Here is a 17,289-nt window from a genome sequence, read left to right on the forward strand (position 1 = left end):
CGCTCATCCTCTTGCTATCAGGTGCGGTATTCCGCATTGATCTTCACGTACTCGTGGGACAGGTCAGTGGTCCAGATGGTTTCGCTGCACTCGCCACGACCCAACTCGATACGGATGGTGATTTCTTCCTGCTGCATCACCGCCGAGCCCTGGGCTTCGGTGTAACTCTCGGCGCGGGCGCCACGGCTGGCGATGCACACGTCACCGAGGAACACGTCGATCTTGCTCACGTCCAGGTCCGGCACGCCCGCCCGGCCGACGGCGGCGAGGATACGGCCCCAGTTCGGGTCAGAGGCGAACAATGCGGTCTTGATCAGTGGCGAGTGGGCCACGGTGTAACCCACATCCAGGCATTCCTGGTGGTTGCCGCCGCCGTTGACTTCAACGGTAACGAATTTGGTCGCGCCTTCGCCGTCACGCACGATGGCCTGGGCGACCTCCATGCACACCTCGAACACGGCTTGCTTCAAGGCGGTGAACAGCGGCCCGCTGGCATAGGTGATTTCCGGCACGTTGGCCTGGCCGGTGGCGATCAGCATGCAGCAGTCGTTGGTCGAAGTGTCGCCATCGATGGTGATGCGGTTGAACGACTTGTTGGCACCGTCCAGGATCAGGCTTTGCAGCACATCGCGGGAAACTTTGGCGTCGGTGGCGATGTAACCGAGCATGGTCGCCATGTTCGGGCGGATCATGCCCGCGCCCTTGCTGATACCGGTCACGGTCACGGTCACGCCGTCGTGCACGAACTGGCGGCTCGCGCCTTTTGGCAGGGTGTCGGTGGTCATGATGCCGGTCGCGGCGGCCGCCCAGTTATCCACAGACAGGTCATCCAGCGCGGCTTGCAGCGCGCCTTCGATTTTCTCGACCGGCAGCGGCTCGCCGATAACACCGGTGGAGTACGGCAGCACTTGGCTGGCGTCCACACCGGTCAACTGAGCCAGCTTGGCGCAGGTGCGTGCAGCAGCCACCAGGCCAGGTTCGCCGGTACCGGCGTTGGCGTTGCCGGTGTTGGTCAGCAGGTAGCGGATAGAGCCTGCAACACGCTGCTTGGCCAGGATTACCGGTGCAGCGCAGAAGGCGTTGAGGGTGAACACACCCGCGACGGTCGAGCCTTCGGCACAGCGCATCACCACCACATCCTTGCGCCCCGGGCGCTTGATGCCGGCCGAAGCGATACCGAGTTCAAAACCGGCAACCGGGTGCAATGTGGGCAAAGGACCAAGACCAACAGCCATGAATGCGCTCCTTAAAAATAGATGATGTCTGTGCCGTCATTATCGACGGTGAAATTAATGGCAAAAACGCCGCGACGGCAGAGGCCGGTCGCGGCGCAGGGTGTAGCAGCGTCAGGCAAAAATCTTAGTTGATTTCGCCGTGGCAGTGTTTGAACTTCTTGCCCGAACCACACCAGCACAGTTCGTTGCGGCCCAGTTTCTGATCGTTGCGAACCGGGGTTTGAGCCAAGGCCACATCGACCTCCTCGCCCAATACTTCAGGGGCTTCCAGGCCCGGTGCTTCGTCGTGCTGGAACTGCATGCGCGCCGCCAGTGCCTCGGCTTCCTGACGCAGGCGGGCTTCTTCCTCGATCGGGTCTTCGCGACGCACCTGAACGTGGGACAGCACGCGAATCGAATCGCGCTTGATCGAATCCAGCAGCTCGGAGAACAGCGTGAACGACTCGCGCTTGTACTCTTGCTTCGGGTTCTTCTGGGCATAGCCACGCAGGTGGATGCCGTGACGCAGGTGGTCCATGGTCGACAGGTGGTCTTTCCACAGGTCGTCCAGCACGCGCAGTACGATTTGCTTCTCGAAGGTGCGCAGTGCTTCGGCACTCGCCTGCTCTTCTTTCTCGTTGTACGCGGCCAGCAGCTCGGTCATCAGCTTCTCGCGCAGCGTCTCTTCGTACAGATGGTCGTCTTCGTCCAGCCACTGCTGGACCGGCAAGTCGACACCGAAGTCGCTCTTCAACGCCGCTTCCAGGCCGGCAACATCCCACTGCTCAGGCAGGGACTGTGGCGGGATGTGTGCGCTGACGGTGGCGTTGAGCACGTCCTGACGGAAATCGGCAATGGTTTCGCCAATGTTGTCGGCGGCCAGCAACGTGTTACGCATGTGATAGATCACTTTACGCTGTTCGTTGTTGACGTCATCGAACTCAAGCAGTTGCTTACGAATATCGAAGTTGCGGCCTTCGACCTTGCGCTGGGCCTTCTCGATGGCGTTGGTCACCATGCGGTGCTCGATCGCCTCACCGGACTGCATGCCCAGGGCCTTCATGAAGTTCTTCACCCGATCCGAGGCGAAGATGCGCATCAGGCTATCTTCCAGGGACAGGTAGAAGCGGCTCGAACCGGCGTCACCCTGGCGACCGGCACGGCCACGCAGCTGGTTGTCGATACGGCGCGATTCGTGACGCTCGGAAGCGATCACCTGCAAGCCACCGGATTCCAGCACGGCCTGGTGGCGTTTCTGCCAGTCGGCCTTGATCTGGGCAATTTGCTCGGGGCTTGGGTTTTCCAGCGCCGCGACTTCCACTTCCCAGTTACCGCCCAACAGAATGTCGGTACCACGACCGGCCATGTTGGTGGCGATGGTCAGTGCGCCTGGGCGACCGGCCTGGGCGATGATCTCGGCTTCTTTTTCGTGGAACTTGGCGTTGAGGACCTTGTGCTCGATGCCTTCCTTGTTGAGCAGGTTGGACACGTGCTCGGAAGTCTCGATGGTGGCGGTACCGACCAGGATCGGACGACCCTGGGCCAAGCCATCCTTGATGTCGTTGATGATTGCCGCGTATTTCTCTTCGGCAGTCAGGAACACCAGGTCGTTGAAGTCTTTACGCGCCAGCGGCTTGTTCGGTGGGATCACCATCACGGCCAGGCTGTAGATCTGGTGGAACTCGAACGCTTCGGTGTCGGCCGTACCGGTCATGCCGGACAGTTTGTTGTACAGACGGAAGTAGTTCTGGAAGGTCGTGGACGCCAACGTCTGGCTTTCGGCCTGGATGTTGAGGTGTTCCTTCGCTTCGATGGCCTGGTGCAGGCCTTCGGACAGACGACGACCCGGCATGGTACGGCCGGTGTGTTCGTCAACCAGCACGACCTGGCCGTCCTGCACGATGTATTCGACGTTGCGATGGAACAGCTTGTGGGCGCGCAGGCCGGCGTAAACGTGGGTCAACAGGCCCAGGTTGTGTGCCGAATACAGGCTTTCACCCTCGGCCAGCTCGCCGATCTGGGTCAGCATCTCTTCTACGAACTGGTGACCGGCTTCGTTGAGTTCGACCTGGCGGGTCTTCTCGTCGATGCTGAAGTGACCTTCTTTGGTCACCACGCCTTCCACTTCCTCGATGTGCTGCTCCAGACGCGGGATCAACTTGTTGATCTCGGTGTACAGGCGCGAGCTGTCTTCGGCCTGGCCGGAGATGATCAGCGGGGTACGGGCTTCGTCGATAAGAATGGAGTCGACTTCGTCGATCACGGCAAAGTTGAGTTCGCGCTGGAATTTTTCATCCATGCTGAACGCCATGTTGTCGCGCAGGTAGTCGAAACCGAATTCGTTGTTGGTGCCGTAGGTAATGTCGCAGGCGTAGGCCGCGCGCTTTTCTTCCGGCGGCTGGAACGGCGTTACTACGCCGACGGTCAGGCCGAGGTATTCATACAGCGGGCGCATCCAGTTGGCGTCCCGGCGGGCCAGGTAGTCGTTCACCGTCACAACGTGCACGCCCTTGCCGGACAATGCGTTGAGGTAAACACCCAGGGTAGCCACCAGAGTCTTGCCTTCACCGGTACGCATTTCGGCAATCATGCCTTCATGCAAGGTCATGCCGCCGATCAACTGGACGTCGAAGTGGCGCATGCCCATGACACGCTTACCGGCTTCACGGGCGACCGCAAAGGCTTCGGGAAGCAGCTTGTCGAGGGTTTCACCTTTGGCTATGCGGGCCTTGAACTCTTCGGTCTTGGCGCGCAATTGCTCGTCCGAAAGGGCAACCATCTGCTCTTCGAAGGCATTGACCAGCTGCACCGTCTTGAGCATGCGTTTGACTTCGCGCTCATTCTTGCTTCCAAAAAGTTTCTTTAACAAAGGCGCAAACATATCGGCAGGTTCTTCCACACATAGGGATGGAGGGCGCACCGTGAGTGGCCCGAGCAGCCCTCACGGCCGCATGCGAACGCGCATTCTACCCGGATTCGTGGGTGAGGAAAGTGGCGTTGTTCCCCGATGCTGGCATGGGCCCGTGAGAGTGCTTGTTTAAAATAAGGGCTTTTGCTGGAACTTCAACCCATGGAACGCAGAAGTTACCTATTGATTTCGCGGGCAAAGTCCCGTGGATGCATCTGATGGGGGCGTACAGGCGCTTTCTGTTAAGATGACTGCTCTGTTACCTAAGGTGTCTAAACATGGCATTTCGCCCTCTTACAGCCCGCGCTCCCAGCGTGTTGCTTCGCGAAGCCAAGCCGTTGAAAGCCATCTTTGGCCATGCGCAACGCTTGGGCCATTTGCAACGCCTGCTCGAAAGCCAGCTGCAACCCGCCGCACGCGAACACTGCCATGTGGCGTCGTGGCGCGAAGGTAATTTGCTATTAATTGTCACCGACGGCCACTGGGCGACCCGTTTGCGCTACCAGCAAAAACGCCTGCAGCGTCAATTGTTGGTATTTGATGAGTTCGCCAGCCTGACGCGCATCCAGTTCAAGGTGCAACCGCCCACCGTCCAGCAGGGCGCGGTGGGGCACACCATGGATTTGTCAGCGATTGCGGCCGAAACCATTCAGGCGACGGCCGACGGGATCAGCGACCCAGGCTTGCGCGCCGCATTGGAGCGGTTGGCCGCCCACGCCAAGCCCAAGGCCTGAGCCACTACTTGCGCTTGCTGCCGCCCAGCAGCGCCCCCAACAAACCTCGCACCAGTTGCCGCCCCATCTGATTGGCGGCTTGCTGCATGGCTGATTTCAGCGCTTTACCTGCCGTTGTACCCAGAAACGCCCCGGCCTTGTCGGTAAAGCTCGGCTCATCGGCGCCAGGCTTGGCGTCCTCGGCGGGCCCCAGTTCCTTGCGCGCCATCAGCACCTCATAGGCGGACTCGCGGTCGACCGGCTTGTCATAGCGCCCCAACAGCGGCGAACTGGCCACCAGCGCGGCGCGCTCGGCTTCGCTCAACGGCCCGATTCGCGATTGCGGCGGCGCCACCAGCACGCGCTGGACCATTTCTGGCGTGCCTTTTTCCTGCAAGGTGCCCACCAATGCCTCACCGGTGCCCAACTCGGTCAATACCGCCAAGGCCTCAAACGCCGGGTTTGGCCGGAAACCGTCCGCCACCGCCCGCAGGGATTTCTGCTCTTTAGTGGTGAATGCGCGCAGGCCGTGCTGGATACGCAGGCCAAGCTGGGCCAGCACGGTATCAGGCAGGTCGCCCGGCGATTGCGTGACAAAATACACGCCGACACCTTTGGAGCGAATCAGCCGCACCACTTGCTCCAGGCGCTCTTGCAGCGCCTTGGGCGTATCGGCAAACAACAAATGGGCCTCATCAAAGAACAGCGCCAGCAAGGGTTTGTCGGCATCACCGCGCTCCGGCAACTGCTCGAACAGTTCCGCCAGCAACCACAACAGGAAGGTCGCGTACACCTTCGGCGCTTCATGCACCAGACGGCTGGCGTCCAACAGATGGATACGTCCGCGCCCGTCGCTGGCAGGTTGCAAAATATCCTCAAGCTGCAAGGCCGGCTCGCCAAACAGGGCTTCGGCGCCCTGCTGTTCCAGCACTGCCAGACGTCGCAACAGGGCCTGGCTGGAACCGGTGGTCATCAACGCGGCATCGTCCCCCAGCAACTCGGGGTGATAACGCAGATGGTTGAGCAGCGCCTTGAGGTCTTTGAGGTCCAGCAGCAACAGACCTTCACGGTCTGCCACCTTGAATGCCGCATACAGGGCCGACTGTTGGCTGTCGGTCAGTTCCAGCAGGCTGCCGAGCAGCAACGGGCCCATTTCACTGATCGTGGTGCGCAACGGATGACCGGACTGCCCGTGGATATCCCACAGCGTGACCGGATAAGCCTTGGCCGTGTAATTAAGGAATGGCATGCCGGCGATACGCTCGGCGACCTTGCCCTGCGGGTTGGCGGCCGCGCCCAGGCCGCACAGGTCTCCCTTGATGTCGGCGGCGAACACCGCCACGCCGGCATCACTGAAGGCTTCGGCCAGGCGCTGCAATGTGACGGTCTTGCCCGTGCCGGTCGCGCCGGCAATCAGCCCGTGACGGTTGGCCAGGCGCATAGCCTGGGCGATGGGCTGGCCGGAAAGGTCTGCGCCGATAAGGAGTTGCGTGGAGTCAGGCATTTCGTCACCCATGGTTAATCTTTAGTGTCGCCAGGTCGATACAGGCCAGTGTGAGACCCACAAAGTCTAAAAATAGGTCGGGTAATTCCTACAGGGCCCCTTAGAACTACCACAAGAAATATCACACCTTTTTTGACGCTGCCATTTTGCGCATCCCACGAGGACGCGCTTCGGATATTAAGACCTTAGCGGACCCTACAAGCCATGAATAAAAATCTGCGTTTCAGCCACAAAATCCTGCTTGCAGCCTCGCTTATCGTCATCGCCGCTTTCGCGCTCTTTACCCTCTACAACGACTACCTGCAACGCAACGCCATTCGCAGCGACCTCGACAATTACCTGCAGGAAATGGGCGATGTCACCGCCGGCAGCATTCAGACCTGGCTCACCGGGCGCATTGCCCTGGTGGAAAACGCTGCGCAAAACATCGCGGTCAACCCTGAGTCGTCCGCAGTAGCCAGCCTGCTGGACCAGAAAACCCTGACCTCCTCGTTCATGGCCACCTACGTCGGCGACAGTAAAGGCGCGTTCACCATCCGCCCCGACACCAAGATGCCGGACGGTTTCGACCCGCGTGTGCGGCCCTGGTACAAGGGCGCGCAGAGCAGCAACGGTTCAACGCTGACCGAACCCTATATCGATGCCGCCACCGGCAAGCTGATCATTTCCATTGCCACCCCAAGCAGCAACGGCAGCCAAAGCATCGGCGTGGTCGGGGGCGACCTCAGCCTGCAAACCCTGGTGGATAACATTGGCGCGCTGAACTTCGGCGGCCGCGGCTATGCCTTTTTGGTCAGTGCCGACGGTAAGGTGCTGGTGCATCCGGACAAAAACCTGGTGATGAAGACCCTGGCCGACGTGTACCCGAAAAACACACCGAAGATCAGTGGTGGCTCCAGCGAAGTCGAGGCCAACGGCAAGGATACTATCGTGACCTTTACGCCGATCAAGGGCCTGCCTTCAGTGAATTGGTACCTCGGTATTTCCGTGGACAAAGACAAATCCTTCGCCATGCTCAGCGAATTCCGCACCTCGGCCATCATCGCCACACTCATTGCCGTGGCGATCATCATCGCCCTGCTTGGCATGCTGATCCGCGTGCTGTTGCAACCGCTGCATGTGATGACCCGCGCCATGCAGGACATCGCCGATGGCGAGGGCGACCTGACCCGCCGCCTGGCCATCCAGAACCACGATGAGTTCGGCACGCTGGGTAACGCTTTCAACCGGTTCGTGGAGCGGATTCACACCTCGATCCGCGAAGTGTCCTCGGCCACCGAGCAGGTCAATGAAGTGGCATTGCGGGTGGTCAGCGCGTCCAACTCATCGATGGTCAACTCCGACGAGCAAGCCAACCGCACCAACAGTGTCGCTGCCGCCATTAACGAACTGGGCGCGGCCGCGCAGGAAATCGCCCGTAACGCGGCGCAAGCTTCCAACCAGGCCACCGATGCAAGACAGTTGGCCGAAGACGGTCAACAGGTGGTTGAACGCAATATCAAGGCGATGACCCAACTGTCCGCGATGATCAGCGCGTCCAGCAGCAATATCGAAGCGCTCAACAGCAAAACCGTGAATATCGGCCAGATTCTTGAAGTGATCACCAGCATTTCCCAGCAGACCAACCTGCTGGCACTGAACGCGGCCATCGAGGCGGCCCGCGCAGGCGAAGCCGGGCGCGGGTTTGCGGTAGTCGCCGATGAGGTGCGCAACCTTGCCCACCGCACCCAGGAATCGGCGCAACAAGTGCAAACAATGATTGAGGAGCTACAAGTCGGCGCCCGGGACTCGGTCAGCACCATGGGCGAAAGCCAGCGCCACAGCCATGACAGCGTGGAAATCGCCAACCTGGCCGGCGAGCGCTTGAACAGCGTGACCCTGCGCATTGGCGAGATCGACGGCATGAACCAGTCGGTGGCCACTGCCACCGAGGAGCAGACCTCGGTAGTCGAGTCGATCAACATGGATATCACCGAGATCAACACCCTCAACCAGGAAGGTGTGGAAAACCTGCAATCGACCCTGCGCGCCTGCGCCGACCTGGAACAGCAGGCCGCGCGACTGAAACAGTTGGTGGGCAGTTTCCGGATCTGATCACTCGTCCTCGGACTCGGGCTTGCGCTTCTCTCGTTCCCACAACTCGGCGGCACCGGGAAATTCGGTGCCGTCCTCACTGCCCAGTTCATCCGGGTCATAGCGACTCAAACAGCCCTCGCCCAGTGTCGCTGGGGCTTTCGAGGTGGCTTTATCCAGTGGGTCATTCATCGCTCAGTCCTCAAACATCAGGCAAAGAAAAAGGGCCTGGGACGATTTAACGCCCCGGCCCTTGATTCTTCAATCGCCTTGATCAGAACACGACAGTCTTGTTGCCGTGCACCAACACGCGGTCTTCCAGGTGATAACGCAGGCCACGGGCCAGGACCATCTTCTCGACGTCACGGCCGAAACGCACCATGTCTTCAATGCTGTCGCTGTGGCTGACACGCACCACGTCCTGCTCGATGATCGGACCGGCATCCAGCTCTTCAGTAACGTAGTGGCAGGTTGCGCCGATCAACTTCACTCCGCGCAAGGAAGCCTGATGGTACGGCTTGGCACCCACAAACGATGGCAGGAAGCTGTGATGAATGTTGATCACCTTGCCGGCGTATTCGCGACACAGTTCCGGCGGCAGGATCTGCATGTAGCGCGCCAGCACTACCACGTCGGCTTCGTGCTGCTTGACCAGTCGGGACACCTCAGCGAAAGCCGGCTCCTTGTCCTGCGGGTTGACCGGCACATGGTAGTACGGGATGCCATGCCATTCGACCATGCTGCGCAGGTCGTCATGGTTGGAGATCACACAGGCGATCTCGCAGTCCAGTTCATCGCTGTGCCAGCGGTGCAGCAAGTCGGCCAGGCAGTGGGATTCGCGACTGGCCATCAACACCACGCGTTTTTTCTGCTCGGTGTCGGTGATGTGCCAGGTCATCGAAAACTCTTCGGCGATCGGCGCAAAGGCCTCGCGGAACGCCTCGAGGCCAAAGGGCAGCGTATCGGCACGAATTTCGTGACGCATGAAGAACCAACCGCTGAGATTGTCCGAGTGATGACTCGCCTCGGTGATCCAACCGTTGTGGGAGGCCAGAAAGTTACTGACTTTGGCAACGATGCCGACCCGGTCCGGGCAAGCAATCACCAGCCGAAAAGTGCGCATTAGGGGAAAACTCCAGAACTTCGCAAAGGCCGCCATTCTAGCGATTACGCAGGAAAACTGCAGTATTCGTTAACGCTTATTCTGATCGCCGGCCCACGCCATGTCCCTTACTCACCTGAGGTTTACCACCTTAATATGAATCTACTGCGTCACCCTTTGGCAGTTCGTCGACTAATCAGGGAGATTATCTTTAGCTCTACGACCTACTAATTAACTCGTTTGCATAGCTTTGCTACAAACATTCAACGTAATTCACATAAATGCGACCTTAAATGTTTACTTGGGCAAACCGCCTGACTATTATTGGGCCACTCTCCCTGTCAATCAGCGCTCTACATAAGGTAGTCCCCATGTCTCTGATCAACGAATACCGTGCCACCGAAGAAGCTATCAAAGAGCTGCAAGCCCGTTTGAAAAACCTGTCCCAAGACGACAAACTGCAAACCGAGCTGGAATTCGAAGGCAAATTGCGCACCCTGATGGGTGAATACTCCAAATCCCTGCGTGACATCATCGCGCTGCTGGATCCAGAGTCGAAAGTTAAAGCACCACGTGGCGCTGTGAAAACTACCGGCACCAAGCGTGCGCGCAAGGTCAAACAATACAAAAACCCGCACAACGGCGAAGTGATTGAAACCAAAGGCGGCAACCACAAGACCCTGAAAGAATGGAAAGCCAAGTGGGGCGGCGACGTGGTTGAAGGCTGGGCTACCCTGCTGGGCTAAGCTCAAAAGGCCTGCGCCAGATACGCGACAGATTAAAAAACGCCAGCTTGCTGGCGTTTTTTAATGCCTGAATGTCCTGTAAAAAAACGCCTACACATTCACCCGTGCGGCTAAAGAATCGGCATATTCCTGCCACTGCTCCAGCACCCCACGCTGAAACGGTGTAGCACTTACGGCCAACTCCTGCCGCGCCTGGTTAAATACCTCAAGGGTATTCGGAGCGCCCATTTCAGGGTCTGACAAACGTTGCTGACAGAAAAGACTCCAGCGTTGTTGCTCCTCGTTGTTCAACGTATCGGGGAAGTTGCGTGCGCGATAGCGAAACAATAATTCAGGCAAACGCGGATCATCAAAAGGCCACTGCTGGCGTGCTAATTGCGCCGGCTCGGCAGCCCGGACTTGTTCACATAAACGCCGATCGCGATCGCCGATAAAACCGTCGTAAAGCTGCTGTTCCGGGTCTGCACTTGGTACAAAATCTTCCTCAGCGTAAATGGCCGCCAACTTATCGCGCCAAAGTTCCTGTGCGTCAGTTAGCCGCAGCGCACGCTCCTGATAAAGATTCATATCCAAGTTCAGACGCTCACGGTCTTCGGCCCGCAGCACATTCAACGGCGCGACCACCGGGCAACGGTTGATATGCACCAACTTGAGCGGCACCGGCAGTTCGCCCTCGGCAAGCTCGTCACGGCGGGTGTACAGACGTTGGCGCAAGGCATTCGCATCAAGGTCCAGCAGCCCTTGGGGGTCGAGCCCAAGGTCGCAGACGATCAGCGCATTGCGATTGCGCGGGTGCCAGGCCAGCGGCAATACAACGCCCAGGTAATGACGCTCGGCAGAAAACCGCCCGGAAATATGCACCATCGGCTGGAGCAGGCGTACCTGATCCATCACCCGTTGCTTGCTGCGTAGCTCGAACAGCCATTCGTAAAGCTTGGGTTGCTTCTCGCGGAGCAGTCGCGCCAGCGCAATGGTGGCACGCACGTCGGACAACGCATCGTGGGCCTGGCCATGGTCGATACCGTTGGCTGCGGTCAAACGCTCCAGCTTGAGCGTAACGCGCCCATCCTGCTGCGGCCACTCAATGCCGTCCGGGCGCAGGGCGTAGGCGGTGCGCACCACGTCGATCAAGTCCCAACGGCTGTTACCGCCCTGCCACTCCCGTGCGTAGGGGTCGAAAAAGTTGCGATACAGGCTGTAGCGCGTCATTTCATCGTCAAAGCGCAAGGTGTTGTAGCCCGCGCCGCAGGTACCCGGGGCGGCCAGTTCGGCATGCACCCGGGTCATGAAGTCGGCCTCGGCCAAGCCTTTTTCCGCGAGTATTGCAGGGGTGATGCCAGTAATCGCGCACGCCGCAGGATGGGGCAGGATATCCTCGCTGGGCTGGCAATAAAGGTTGACCGGGGCGCCGATCTCGTTGAGTTGGAGGTCCGTACGAATACCGGCTACCTGAAGCGGGCGATCGCTGCGTGGGTTGATGCCGGTGGTTTCATAGTCGTACCAGAAAATGGAGGTCACGGGCTATTCCTGTACTGAAGATCAACGAAGTCTAGGCGCTGAACAACCTTCGAGGCCAGCACCGATTAACCTGTACAAATATCCAGCAAAACCTTGGGTGGTTGCTTCCGTCGCCGACACTGCTAGCATCCGTGTCTCCCAGCCGCTTTGCACTGCCAAGGATTGCGATGCCATCAGCCCCATTGGACACCCGCTACCAGATCGAGACCCCAGAGGGCATCGACCTGCCCCTGCGCCCGGCCGGCCTGGTGCCACGCGTGCTGGCCTTTGCCTTCGACCTGGGCCTGCGCGGGGTGGTCATGGGTGTACTTCTGGTGCCACTGGCCTTGCTTGGCAATATAGGTATCGGCCTGGGCTCGCTGCTGCTGTTCCTGATCAGTTGGTGGTACATGGTGCTCTTTGAGGTGCTCAACCAGGGCCGCTCACCGGGCAAGCAGGTGATGGGCCTGCGCGTCGTCCAGGACGACGGCACCCCGATCGGCTGGTCTGCGTCACTCATCCGCAACCTGCTGCGGTTTGTCGACATGCTGCCTTTCGGCTACTTCCTCGGCGCCATCAGTTGCCTGCAGCATCCGCACTTCAAGCGCCTGGGCGACCTGGCCGCCGGCACACTGGTGATCTACCGTGAACAACCCCTTGTACGCCCCAAAGTGCCTGCGGCGCCGGCACTGCGCTTGCCCTTTGCCCTGGACCTGAACGAGCAGCGGGCCATCCTTGGTTTTGCGGAGCGTCAGGCTGAGCTCTCCGCCGAACGGGTCCACGAATTGGCATCGATCCTGGCCACACCCCTGCAGGTATCCCCGGCCCGCGCCGTGGAGCAACTCAATGGCGTGGCCCGTGGCCTGTTGGGGCCAACATGAAACAGAGCCTCTTCGAAAACCGTCACCAACCCCAATGGCACGCCTTTGCCGAACAACTGAAGCAGTTGGAACAAGGCAAGGCCAAAGCCAGTGACATGGCCGACTTCCCTCATCAGTACCGACGCCTGTGCCAACACCTGGCCTTGGCCCAGGAGCGTGGCTACAGCAGCTACCTGGTGGACCCGCTACAACAACTGGCCCTGCGCGGCCACCAGCAGCTGTACCGGCATCGCAGCCAATTGGCGGCAAACATCCTGGGTTTTGTGCTGGCAGGCTTTCCTCGGCTGGTGCGCGAACAGTGGCGTTTCGTGCTGATCGCCAGCCTGATGTTCTTTGGCAGCCTGGCGGGCATTGCCCTGCTGGTGTACCTGTTTCCCGACCTGATCTACAGCATCGTCAGCCCCCAGCAGGTGGCCGAGATGCAGGGCATGTACGACCCCGATGCAAGCCGCCTGGGCCGTGCCGCGGAACGCGCCTCCAGCGAAGACTGGATGATGTTCGGCTACTACGTGATGCACAACATCGGCATCGCATTCCAGACGTTTGCCGCCGGGTTGCTGTTCGGCCTGGGCAGTGTGTTCTTCCTGATCTTCAACGGCCTCATCATCGGAGCGGTCTCCGGGCACCTGACCGAAATAGGTTATGGGCAGACCTTCTGGTCCTTCGTCATCGGCCATGGAGCGTTCGAACTGAGTGCCATCGCCCTGGCCGGTGCTGCCGGCTTGCAACTGGGCTGGGCGCTGATCGCCCCCGGGCATCTAACCCGCGGCGAGTCGTTGCGGCTGGCCGCACATAAAAGCGTGCAGATGCTGTGTGGTGTCATGGTATTCCTGCTGATCGCCGCGTTTATCGAGGCTTACTGGTCCTCCACCACCGGGATCCGACCCTGGGTCAAATACGGGGTGGGTGCTGCCCTGTGGCTGCTGGTGGCCGCCTATCTGAGCCTTGCTGGAAGGAACCGCCATGCGCCTGAGTGATGCCAGTGTGGTGATTCGCCCGCGTACCGCCTGGGAAGCCATGGACCTTGGCGTATTAATGGCCCGGGAGCATCGCTTGCTCTTGATGGGCAGTTGGGCGCTGGTAAGTCTACCGGTGTTCGCCTTGCTCACCGCGCTGCTGTGGAAATACCCGTCCACCGCCATGTTCCTGTTCTGGTGGTTCAAGCCAGCCTTCGACCGCCTGCCGCTGTACATTCTTTCCAAGGCCTTATTTGGCGAAACGCCCAGCCTCAAACAGGCCGTGCGCCAATGGCCGCGCCTGCTCAAGGGCCAGTTGCTGGCCAGCCTGACCTGGCGGCGCTTCAGTCTCAGCCGCAGCTTTGTCATGCCGGTGAGCCAACTTGAGGGCCTGGACGGCCAGCCACGCCAAAAACGCCTGGGCGTGTTGCAACAACGCAATGCCGGTGCCGCGCGCTGGCTGACCACCATCGGAGTGCATCTGGAGATTGGCCTGTGGTTCGGTTGCATGGCACTGTTCTATCTGTTTATTCCCCAGCAGCTCGAAATGGATTGGGATTGGCAGCGCCTCGCATTGGCAACAGGCTCGGAGGGGCTGTGGCTGGAACACTTGGGTAATGCTTTCTACGCCCTGATCCTGGTGTTTTGGGAGCCTATTTACGTCGCCTGTGGGTTCAGCCTTTACCTCAACCGCCGCACAGTACTGGAAGCCTGGGACCTGGAGCTGGTGTTCCGGCGCCTTCGCCAACGCCTGAGCAGCGTGACGCCCCTGCTATTGCTGGTGATCGGGCTGACGCTGTTACCGTTGAGCCCGCCGCCCATGGCCGACACGTCCATTCCAGCCAAGCCACTGAGCACGCAAGGCGCAAACCAGTCAATCAAGTCCCTGCTGGACAAGCCCCCGTTCAAAAACCCGGAAACCGTCACCCGCTATCGCTTTGGCGAAGATAAACCTGCGGTTAAAAACAAGGCACACAGCGACGGCAAACTTCCGGCCTGGCTACAAGCCCTGCTGGACAACTTCAACAGCAACACCTTCAAGCACATCGCTCTGGGACTGGAAGTGCTGTTATGGAGCCTTCTGCTCGGTGGCCTGGCCTTGCTGGTGTGGCGTTATCGCGACTGGTTGCACGCCTTTGTCAGTCGACGCGGGCCATCTAAGCCCAAAGCCCCTAAGCCTGCGCCCACACAATTGTTTGGCCTGGAACTGGGCACCGAAACCTTGCCCGAAGATATCGCCGGCACTGCCGAACAATTATGGGTCAGCCAGCCAAGGGAAGCCCTGGGCCTTCTGTATCGCGGCCTGCTCAGCCGGTTGCTGCATGACTTCAACCTGCCGCTGAAAAGCGCCGACACCGAAAGCCAGGTGCTGGAACGTGTTCACCAGTTGCAGCAACCGCAGTTGCAAGCCTTCAGCGAGGAGTTGACCCGGCATTGGCAAAACCTCGCTTACGGCCATCACGCTCCCCCGCCCTCAGCCCAGCAAAAGTTGTGCAATGACTGGCGCATTCTGTTCAATTCGGGAGGCGCCCGATGAACCGGCCATTATTGTGGGTAGGGCTGTTGCTGGCGTGCCTGCTGGGTGCCGGCGGCTATTACGCCTGGAGCAAAGCCATTCCCTACGCTGTAACGGTGGATCGCGGCCCCTCCCCTGAGGCCCTGGCCAACCCCTACTTGGCGGCCGAACACTTTCTGCGCCAACAAGGCATAGCCGTGGAACATGCCAATAGCCTGGAGCGGCTGGCTACCTTGCCGCCAAAGGGCAACAGCCTGTTGATACTCGGCGAACGCAGCAACATGTCACCACGCCAGGTAGAGCAACTGCTGGGCTGGGCTAAATCCGGCGGTCATTTGCTGTTGGTGGCCGAGGCGCTATGGGATGAAGAAACGGGTAAAAGCGGCGACCTGTTACTCGACCGCCTGGCGATCCACCAGGCCTTGAGTGACGAGCCAGAAGAACTCGAGAGCGCACCTGACAAGGCCCGCAAAAATAAAGCGCCGGATCTGACCAAGCTGTATGTCGATAATGAAACCGCTCCGGCCTATTTCAGCTTCGACACCGACTTCAACCTCGCCGACCCCAAGCACCAGGCGCAATTTTCGGCCAATAGCGCCAGGTCGAGCCACCTGATGCAACTCGACCTCGGCGACGGCAGTGTCACGGTGATTACCGACAGTGACCTGTGGAAAACCCCGGACATCGGCAAACACGACAATGCCTGGCTGCTGTGGTACCTGAACCAGGGCACTGCCGTGACCTTGCTGTTCAACAGCGACGTCGACGATCTGTTCACCCTGCTGGTGCGGTATTTTCCCCAGGCGCTGGTGGCACTCCTGGCCGCGGTCGTCCTGGCACTCTGGCACGTCGGCATGCGTCAGGGGCCGATCCAGGCGCCCGCCTCCAAGGCACGTCGACAGTTGCAGGAACACCTGAAGGCCAGCGCCGATTTCCTGCTGCGCCGCAGCGGCCAAGGCACGCTGTTGCACGCCTTGCAGCGCGACATCCTGCGCACCGCCCGGCGGCGTCACCCGGGCTTTGAACACCTCGACAACGACAGACAGTGGCAGGTGCTTGAACACCTGACGCGCCAACCCTCTCACGTCATCAGCCAGGCCCTCGGCCCACTCTCGGCAAAACGGCTTTCAAACGCCGATTTCAGCCGCCGGGTGGCATGCCTGCAAACACTCAGGAATGCCCTATGAGCGAAACTCCAAGTGCCACTGCCCTGACCAGCGAAAGCCTGCAGCGTGCCAGCCAGCAAGCGCAGGCCCTGCGCGTCGAATTGCGCAAGGCGGTGATTGGCCAGGACCAGGTGATCGACGATGTCCTTACCGCATTGATTGCTGGCGGCCATGTCTTGCTCGAAGGCGTGCCGGGCCTGGGCAAAACGCTGCTGGTACGTGCGTTGGCGCGTTGTTTCGATGGCGATTTCGCGCGCATCCAATTCACACCCGACCTGATGCCCAGCGATGTAACCGGACACGCCGTGTACGACCTGCACACCGAACAGTTCAAGTTGCGCAAAGGGCCGGTGTTCACCCACCTGTTGCTCGCCGATGAAATCAATCGTGCCCCGGCCAAGACCCAGGCAGCCCTGCTTGAAGCCATGCAGGAACGGCAAGTCACCCTCGAAGGCGAGGCATTGCCCATCGGCCAGCCGTTCATGGTGCTGGCGACCCAGAACCCCATCGAACAGGAAGGCACTTACCCTCTGCCCGAAGCTGAGCTGGACCGCTTCATGCTGAAAGTACGCATGGGCTATCCGGACGCGCAGCAGGAACTTGAGATGGTGCGCGAAGTGACGCGCTCGTCCCGGGCCGACATGCTCGATGTGCATCCGCTGCAAAGGGTGCTGCTGGCCGAGGACGTACTGCAATTGCAACAGATCGCCAGTGAACTTGCCCTGGATGAACACGTACTCGACTACGCCGTACGCCTGGCCCGAGCCACCCGCAGCTGGCCCGGGCTGACCATCGGCGCCGGCCCACGGGCCTCCATTGCACTGGTCCGTGGCGCCCGCGCCCGGGCACTCTTGCGCGGCGGTGAGTTCGTCACCCCGGATGACATCAAGGGCTGCGCCCTTGCGGTACTGCGCCATCGGGTGCGGATTGCGCCAGAGCTGGATATCGACGGATTGGAGGTCGACCAGGTGCTCCAGCAACTGCTGGACCAGATTCCAGCCCCCCGGCAATGA

14 protein-coding genes and 1 pseudogene are annotated in these 17,289 nt (G+C 60.0%); 9 read left to right on the plus strand and 6 right to left on the minus strand.

What is annotated here, in order from left to right:
* Positions 1 to 17: 17 nt before the first annotated feature.
* Positions 18 to 1,235, minus strand: a complete 1,218-nt coding sequence (argJ, locus tag CXQ82_RS24895) for a bifunctional glutamate N-acetyltransferase/amino-acid acetyltransferase ArgJ (protein WP_101272746.1) — start codon at positions 1,233 to 1,235, stop codon at positions 18 to 20.
* Between the two features lie 124 nt (positions 1,236 to 1,359).
* Positions 1,360 to 4,095 (minus strand): preprotein translocase subunit SecA, encoded by a 2,736-nt coding sequence (secA, locus tag CXQ82_RS24900; protein ID WP_101272747.1) that lies wholly within the window; start codon positions 4,093 to 4,095, stop codon positions 1,360 to 1,362.
* A gap of 305 nt (positions 4,096 to 4,400) precedes the next feature.
* Here secA and CXQ82_RS24905 point away from each other — a divergent pair, with 305 nt between their 5' ends.
* Positions 4,401 to 4,856 carry a DUF721 domain-containing protein gene (locus CXQ82_RS24905; protein ID WP_101272748.1) on the plus strand — a complete coding sequence of 152 codons (456 nt, stop codon included), beginning with the start codon at positions 4,401 to 4,403 and terminating at the stop codon, positions 4,854 to 4,856.
* Positions 4,857 to 4,860: 4 nt separating this feature from the next.
* On the opposite strand, the gene CXQ82_RS24910 is transcribed toward CXQ82_RS24905, so the two are convergent.
* Complete coding sequence (locus CXQ82_RS24910; RefSeq protein ID WP_101273865.1) at positions 4,861 to 6,339, minus strand: helicase HerA-like domain-containing protein; 1,479 nt, start codon at positions 6,337 to 6,339, stop codon at positions 4,861 to 4,863.
* Between the two features lie 204 nt (positions 6,340 to 6,543).
* Here CXQ82_RS24910 and CXQ82_RS32060 point away from each other — a divergent pair.
* Together CXQ82_RS32060 and CXQ82_RS32065 are read left to right on the plus strand one after the other, a co-directional pair.
* Positions 6,544 to 7,575: pseudogene (locus CXQ82_RS32060) on the plus strand (cache domain-containing protein); the annotation flags it as partial.
* Positions 7,576 to 7,668: 93 nt separating this feature from the next.
* Positions 7,669 to 8,433, plus strand: coding sequence for a methyl-accepting chemotaxis protein (locus tag CXQ82_RS32065; RefSeq protein WP_371917373.1), 765 nt, complete (start codon positions 7,669 to 7,671; stop codon positions 8,431 to 8,433).
* Here CXQ82_RS32065 and CXQ82_RS31510 read toward each other — a convergent pair whose 3' ends face one another.
* Entirely contained in the window at positions 8,434 to 8,604 is a 171-nt protein-coding gene (locus CXQ82_RS31510; RefSeq protein WP_164444952.1) for a hypothetical protein, read from the minus strand. It abuts the gene before it with no gap.
* Positions 8,605 to 8,686: 82 nt separating this feature from the next.
* Entirely contained in the window at positions 8,687 to 9,535 is an 849-nt protein-coding gene (purU, locus tag CXQ82_RS24920) for a formyltetrahydrofolate deformylase (RefSeq protein WP_015885632.1), read from the minus strand.
* 350 nt (positions 9,536 to 9,885) lie between these two features.
* Between purU and mvaT the strand changes: the two genes are divergently transcribed.
* Complete coding sequence (gene mvaT / locus CXQ82_RS24925) at positions 9,886 to 10,260, plus strand: histone-like nucleoid-structuring protein MvaT (protein ID WP_005790963.1); 375 nt, start codon at positions 9,886 to 9,888, stop codon at positions 10,258 to 10,260.
* Positions 10,261 to 10,350: 90 nt separating this feature from the next.
* Here the strand turns inward: mvaT and sbcB are convergent, their stop codons facing one another.
* A complete protein-coding gene (sbcB, locus tag CXQ82_RS24930; RefSeq protein ID WP_101272750.1) occupies positions 10,351 to 11,778 on the minus strand; it encodes an exodeoxyribonuclease I in 1,428 nt (475 codons plus the stop codon).
* A gap of 167 nt (positions 11,779 to 11,945) precedes the next feature.
* On the opposite strand from sbcB, the gene CXQ82_RS24935 reads away from it, so the two are divergent.
* Genes CXQ82_RS24935 through CXQ82_RS24955 form a run of 5 tightly spaced genes read left to right on the plus strand, consistent with a single transcriptional unit; the run spans position 11,946 to position 17,289 of the window.
* On the plus strand, positions 11,946 to 12,638 hold the full coding sequence (locus CXQ82_RS24935) for an RDD family protein (protein ID WP_101272751.1): 693 nt from the start codon (positions 11,946 to 11,948) through the stop codon (positions 12,636 to 12,638).
* Positions 12,635 to 13,615: a stage II sporulation protein M gene (locus CXQ82_RS24940; protein WP_101273866.1), complete on the plus strand. Its 981-nt coding sequence runs from the start codon at positions 12,635 to 12,637 to the stop codon at positions 13,613 to 13,615. Before CXQ82_RS24935 ends, CXQ82_RS24940 begins: the two co-directional genes overlap by 4 nt.
* Entirely contained in the window at positions 13,602 to 15,131 is a 1,530-nt protein-coding gene (locus tag CXQ82_RS24945) for a DUF4129 domain-containing protein (protein WP_101272752.1), read from the plus strand. The genes CXQ82_RS24940 and CXQ82_RS24945 overlap by 14 nt, the downstream gene beginning before the upstream one ends.
* Complete coding sequence (locus tag CXQ82_RS24950) at positions 15,128 to 16,297, plus strand: DUF4350 domain-containing protein (protein WP_101272753.1); 1,170 nt, start codon at positions 15,128 to 15,130, stop codon at positions 16,295 to 16,297. Before CXQ82_RS24945 ends, CXQ82_RS24950 begins: the two co-directional genes overlap by 4 nt.
* Positions 16,294 to 17,289 carry a MoxR family ATPase gene (locus CXQ82_RS24955; RefSeq protein WP_101272754.1) on the plus strand — a complete coding sequence of 332 codons (996 nt, stop codon included), beginning with the start codon at positions 16,294 to 16,296 and terminating at the stop codon, positions 17,287 to 17,289. Before CXQ82_RS24950 ends, CXQ82_RS24955 begins: the two co-directional genes overlap by 4 nt.

Source organism: Pseudomonas sp. S09G 359, from assembly GCF_002843605.1.
Lineage (GTDB): Bacteria > Pseudomonadota > Gammaproteobacteria > Pseudomonadales > Pseudomonadaceae > Aquipseudomonas.

What these genes read in the sequence shown, in the direction of transcription:
- argJ (WP_101272746.1), bottom strand. Translation starts at nt 1,235, where the DNA reads ATGGCTGTTGGTCTTGGTCCTTTGCCCACATTGCACCCGGTTGCCGGT.
- secA (WP_101272747.1), bottom strand. Translation starts at nt 4,095, where the DNA reads ATGTTTGCGCCTTTGTTAAAGAAACTTTTTGGAAGCAAGAATGAGCGC.
- CXQ82_RS24905 (WP_101272748.1), top strand. Translation starts at nt 4,401, where the DNA reads ATGGCATTTCGCCCTCTTACAGCCCGCGCTCCCAGCGTGTTGCTTCGC.
- CXQ82_RS24910 (WP_101273865.1), bottom strand. Translation starts at nt 6,339, where the DNA reads ATGCCTGACTCCACGCAACTCCTTATCGGCGCAGACCTTTCCGGCCAG.
- CXQ82_RS32065 (WP_371917373.1), top strand. Translation starts at nt 7,669, where the DNA reads ATGGTCAACTCCGACGAGCAAGCCAACCGCACCAACAGTGTCGCTGCC.
- CXQ82_RS31510 (WP_164444952.1), bottom strand. Translation starts at nt 8,604, where the DNA reads ATGAATGACCCACTGGATAAAGCCACCTCGAAAGCCCCAGCGACACTG.
- purU (WP_015885632.1), bottom strand. Translation starts at nt 9,535, where the DNA reads ATGCGCACTTTTCGGCTGGTGATTGCTTGCCCGGACCGGGTCGGCATC.
- mvaT (WP_005790963.1), top strand. Translation starts at nt 9,886, where the DNA reads ATGTCTCTGATCAACGAATACCGTGCCACCGAAGAAGCTATCAAAGAG.
- CXQ82_RS24935 (WP_101272751.1), top strand. Translation starts at nt 11,946, where the DNA reads ATGCCATCAGCCCCATTGGACACCCGCTACCAGATCGAGACCCCAGAG.
- CXQ82_RS24940 (WP_101273866.1), top strand. Translation starts at nt 12,635, where the DNA reads ATGAAACAGAGCCTCTTCGAAAACCGTCACCAACCCCAATGGCACGCC.
- CXQ82_RS24945 (WP_101272752.1), top strand. Translation starts at nt 13,602, where the DNA reads ATGCGCCTGAGTGATGCCAGTGTGGTGATTCGCCCGCGTACCGCCTGG.
- CXQ82_RS24950 (WP_101272753.1), top strand. Translation starts at nt 15,128, where the DNA reads ATGAACCGGCCATTATTGTGGGTAGGGCTGTTGCTGGCGTGCCTGCTG.
- CXQ82_RS24955 (WP_101272754.1), top strand. Translation starts at nt 16,294, where the DNA reads ATGAGCGAAACTCCAAGTGCCACTGCCCTGACCAGCGAAAGCCTGCAG.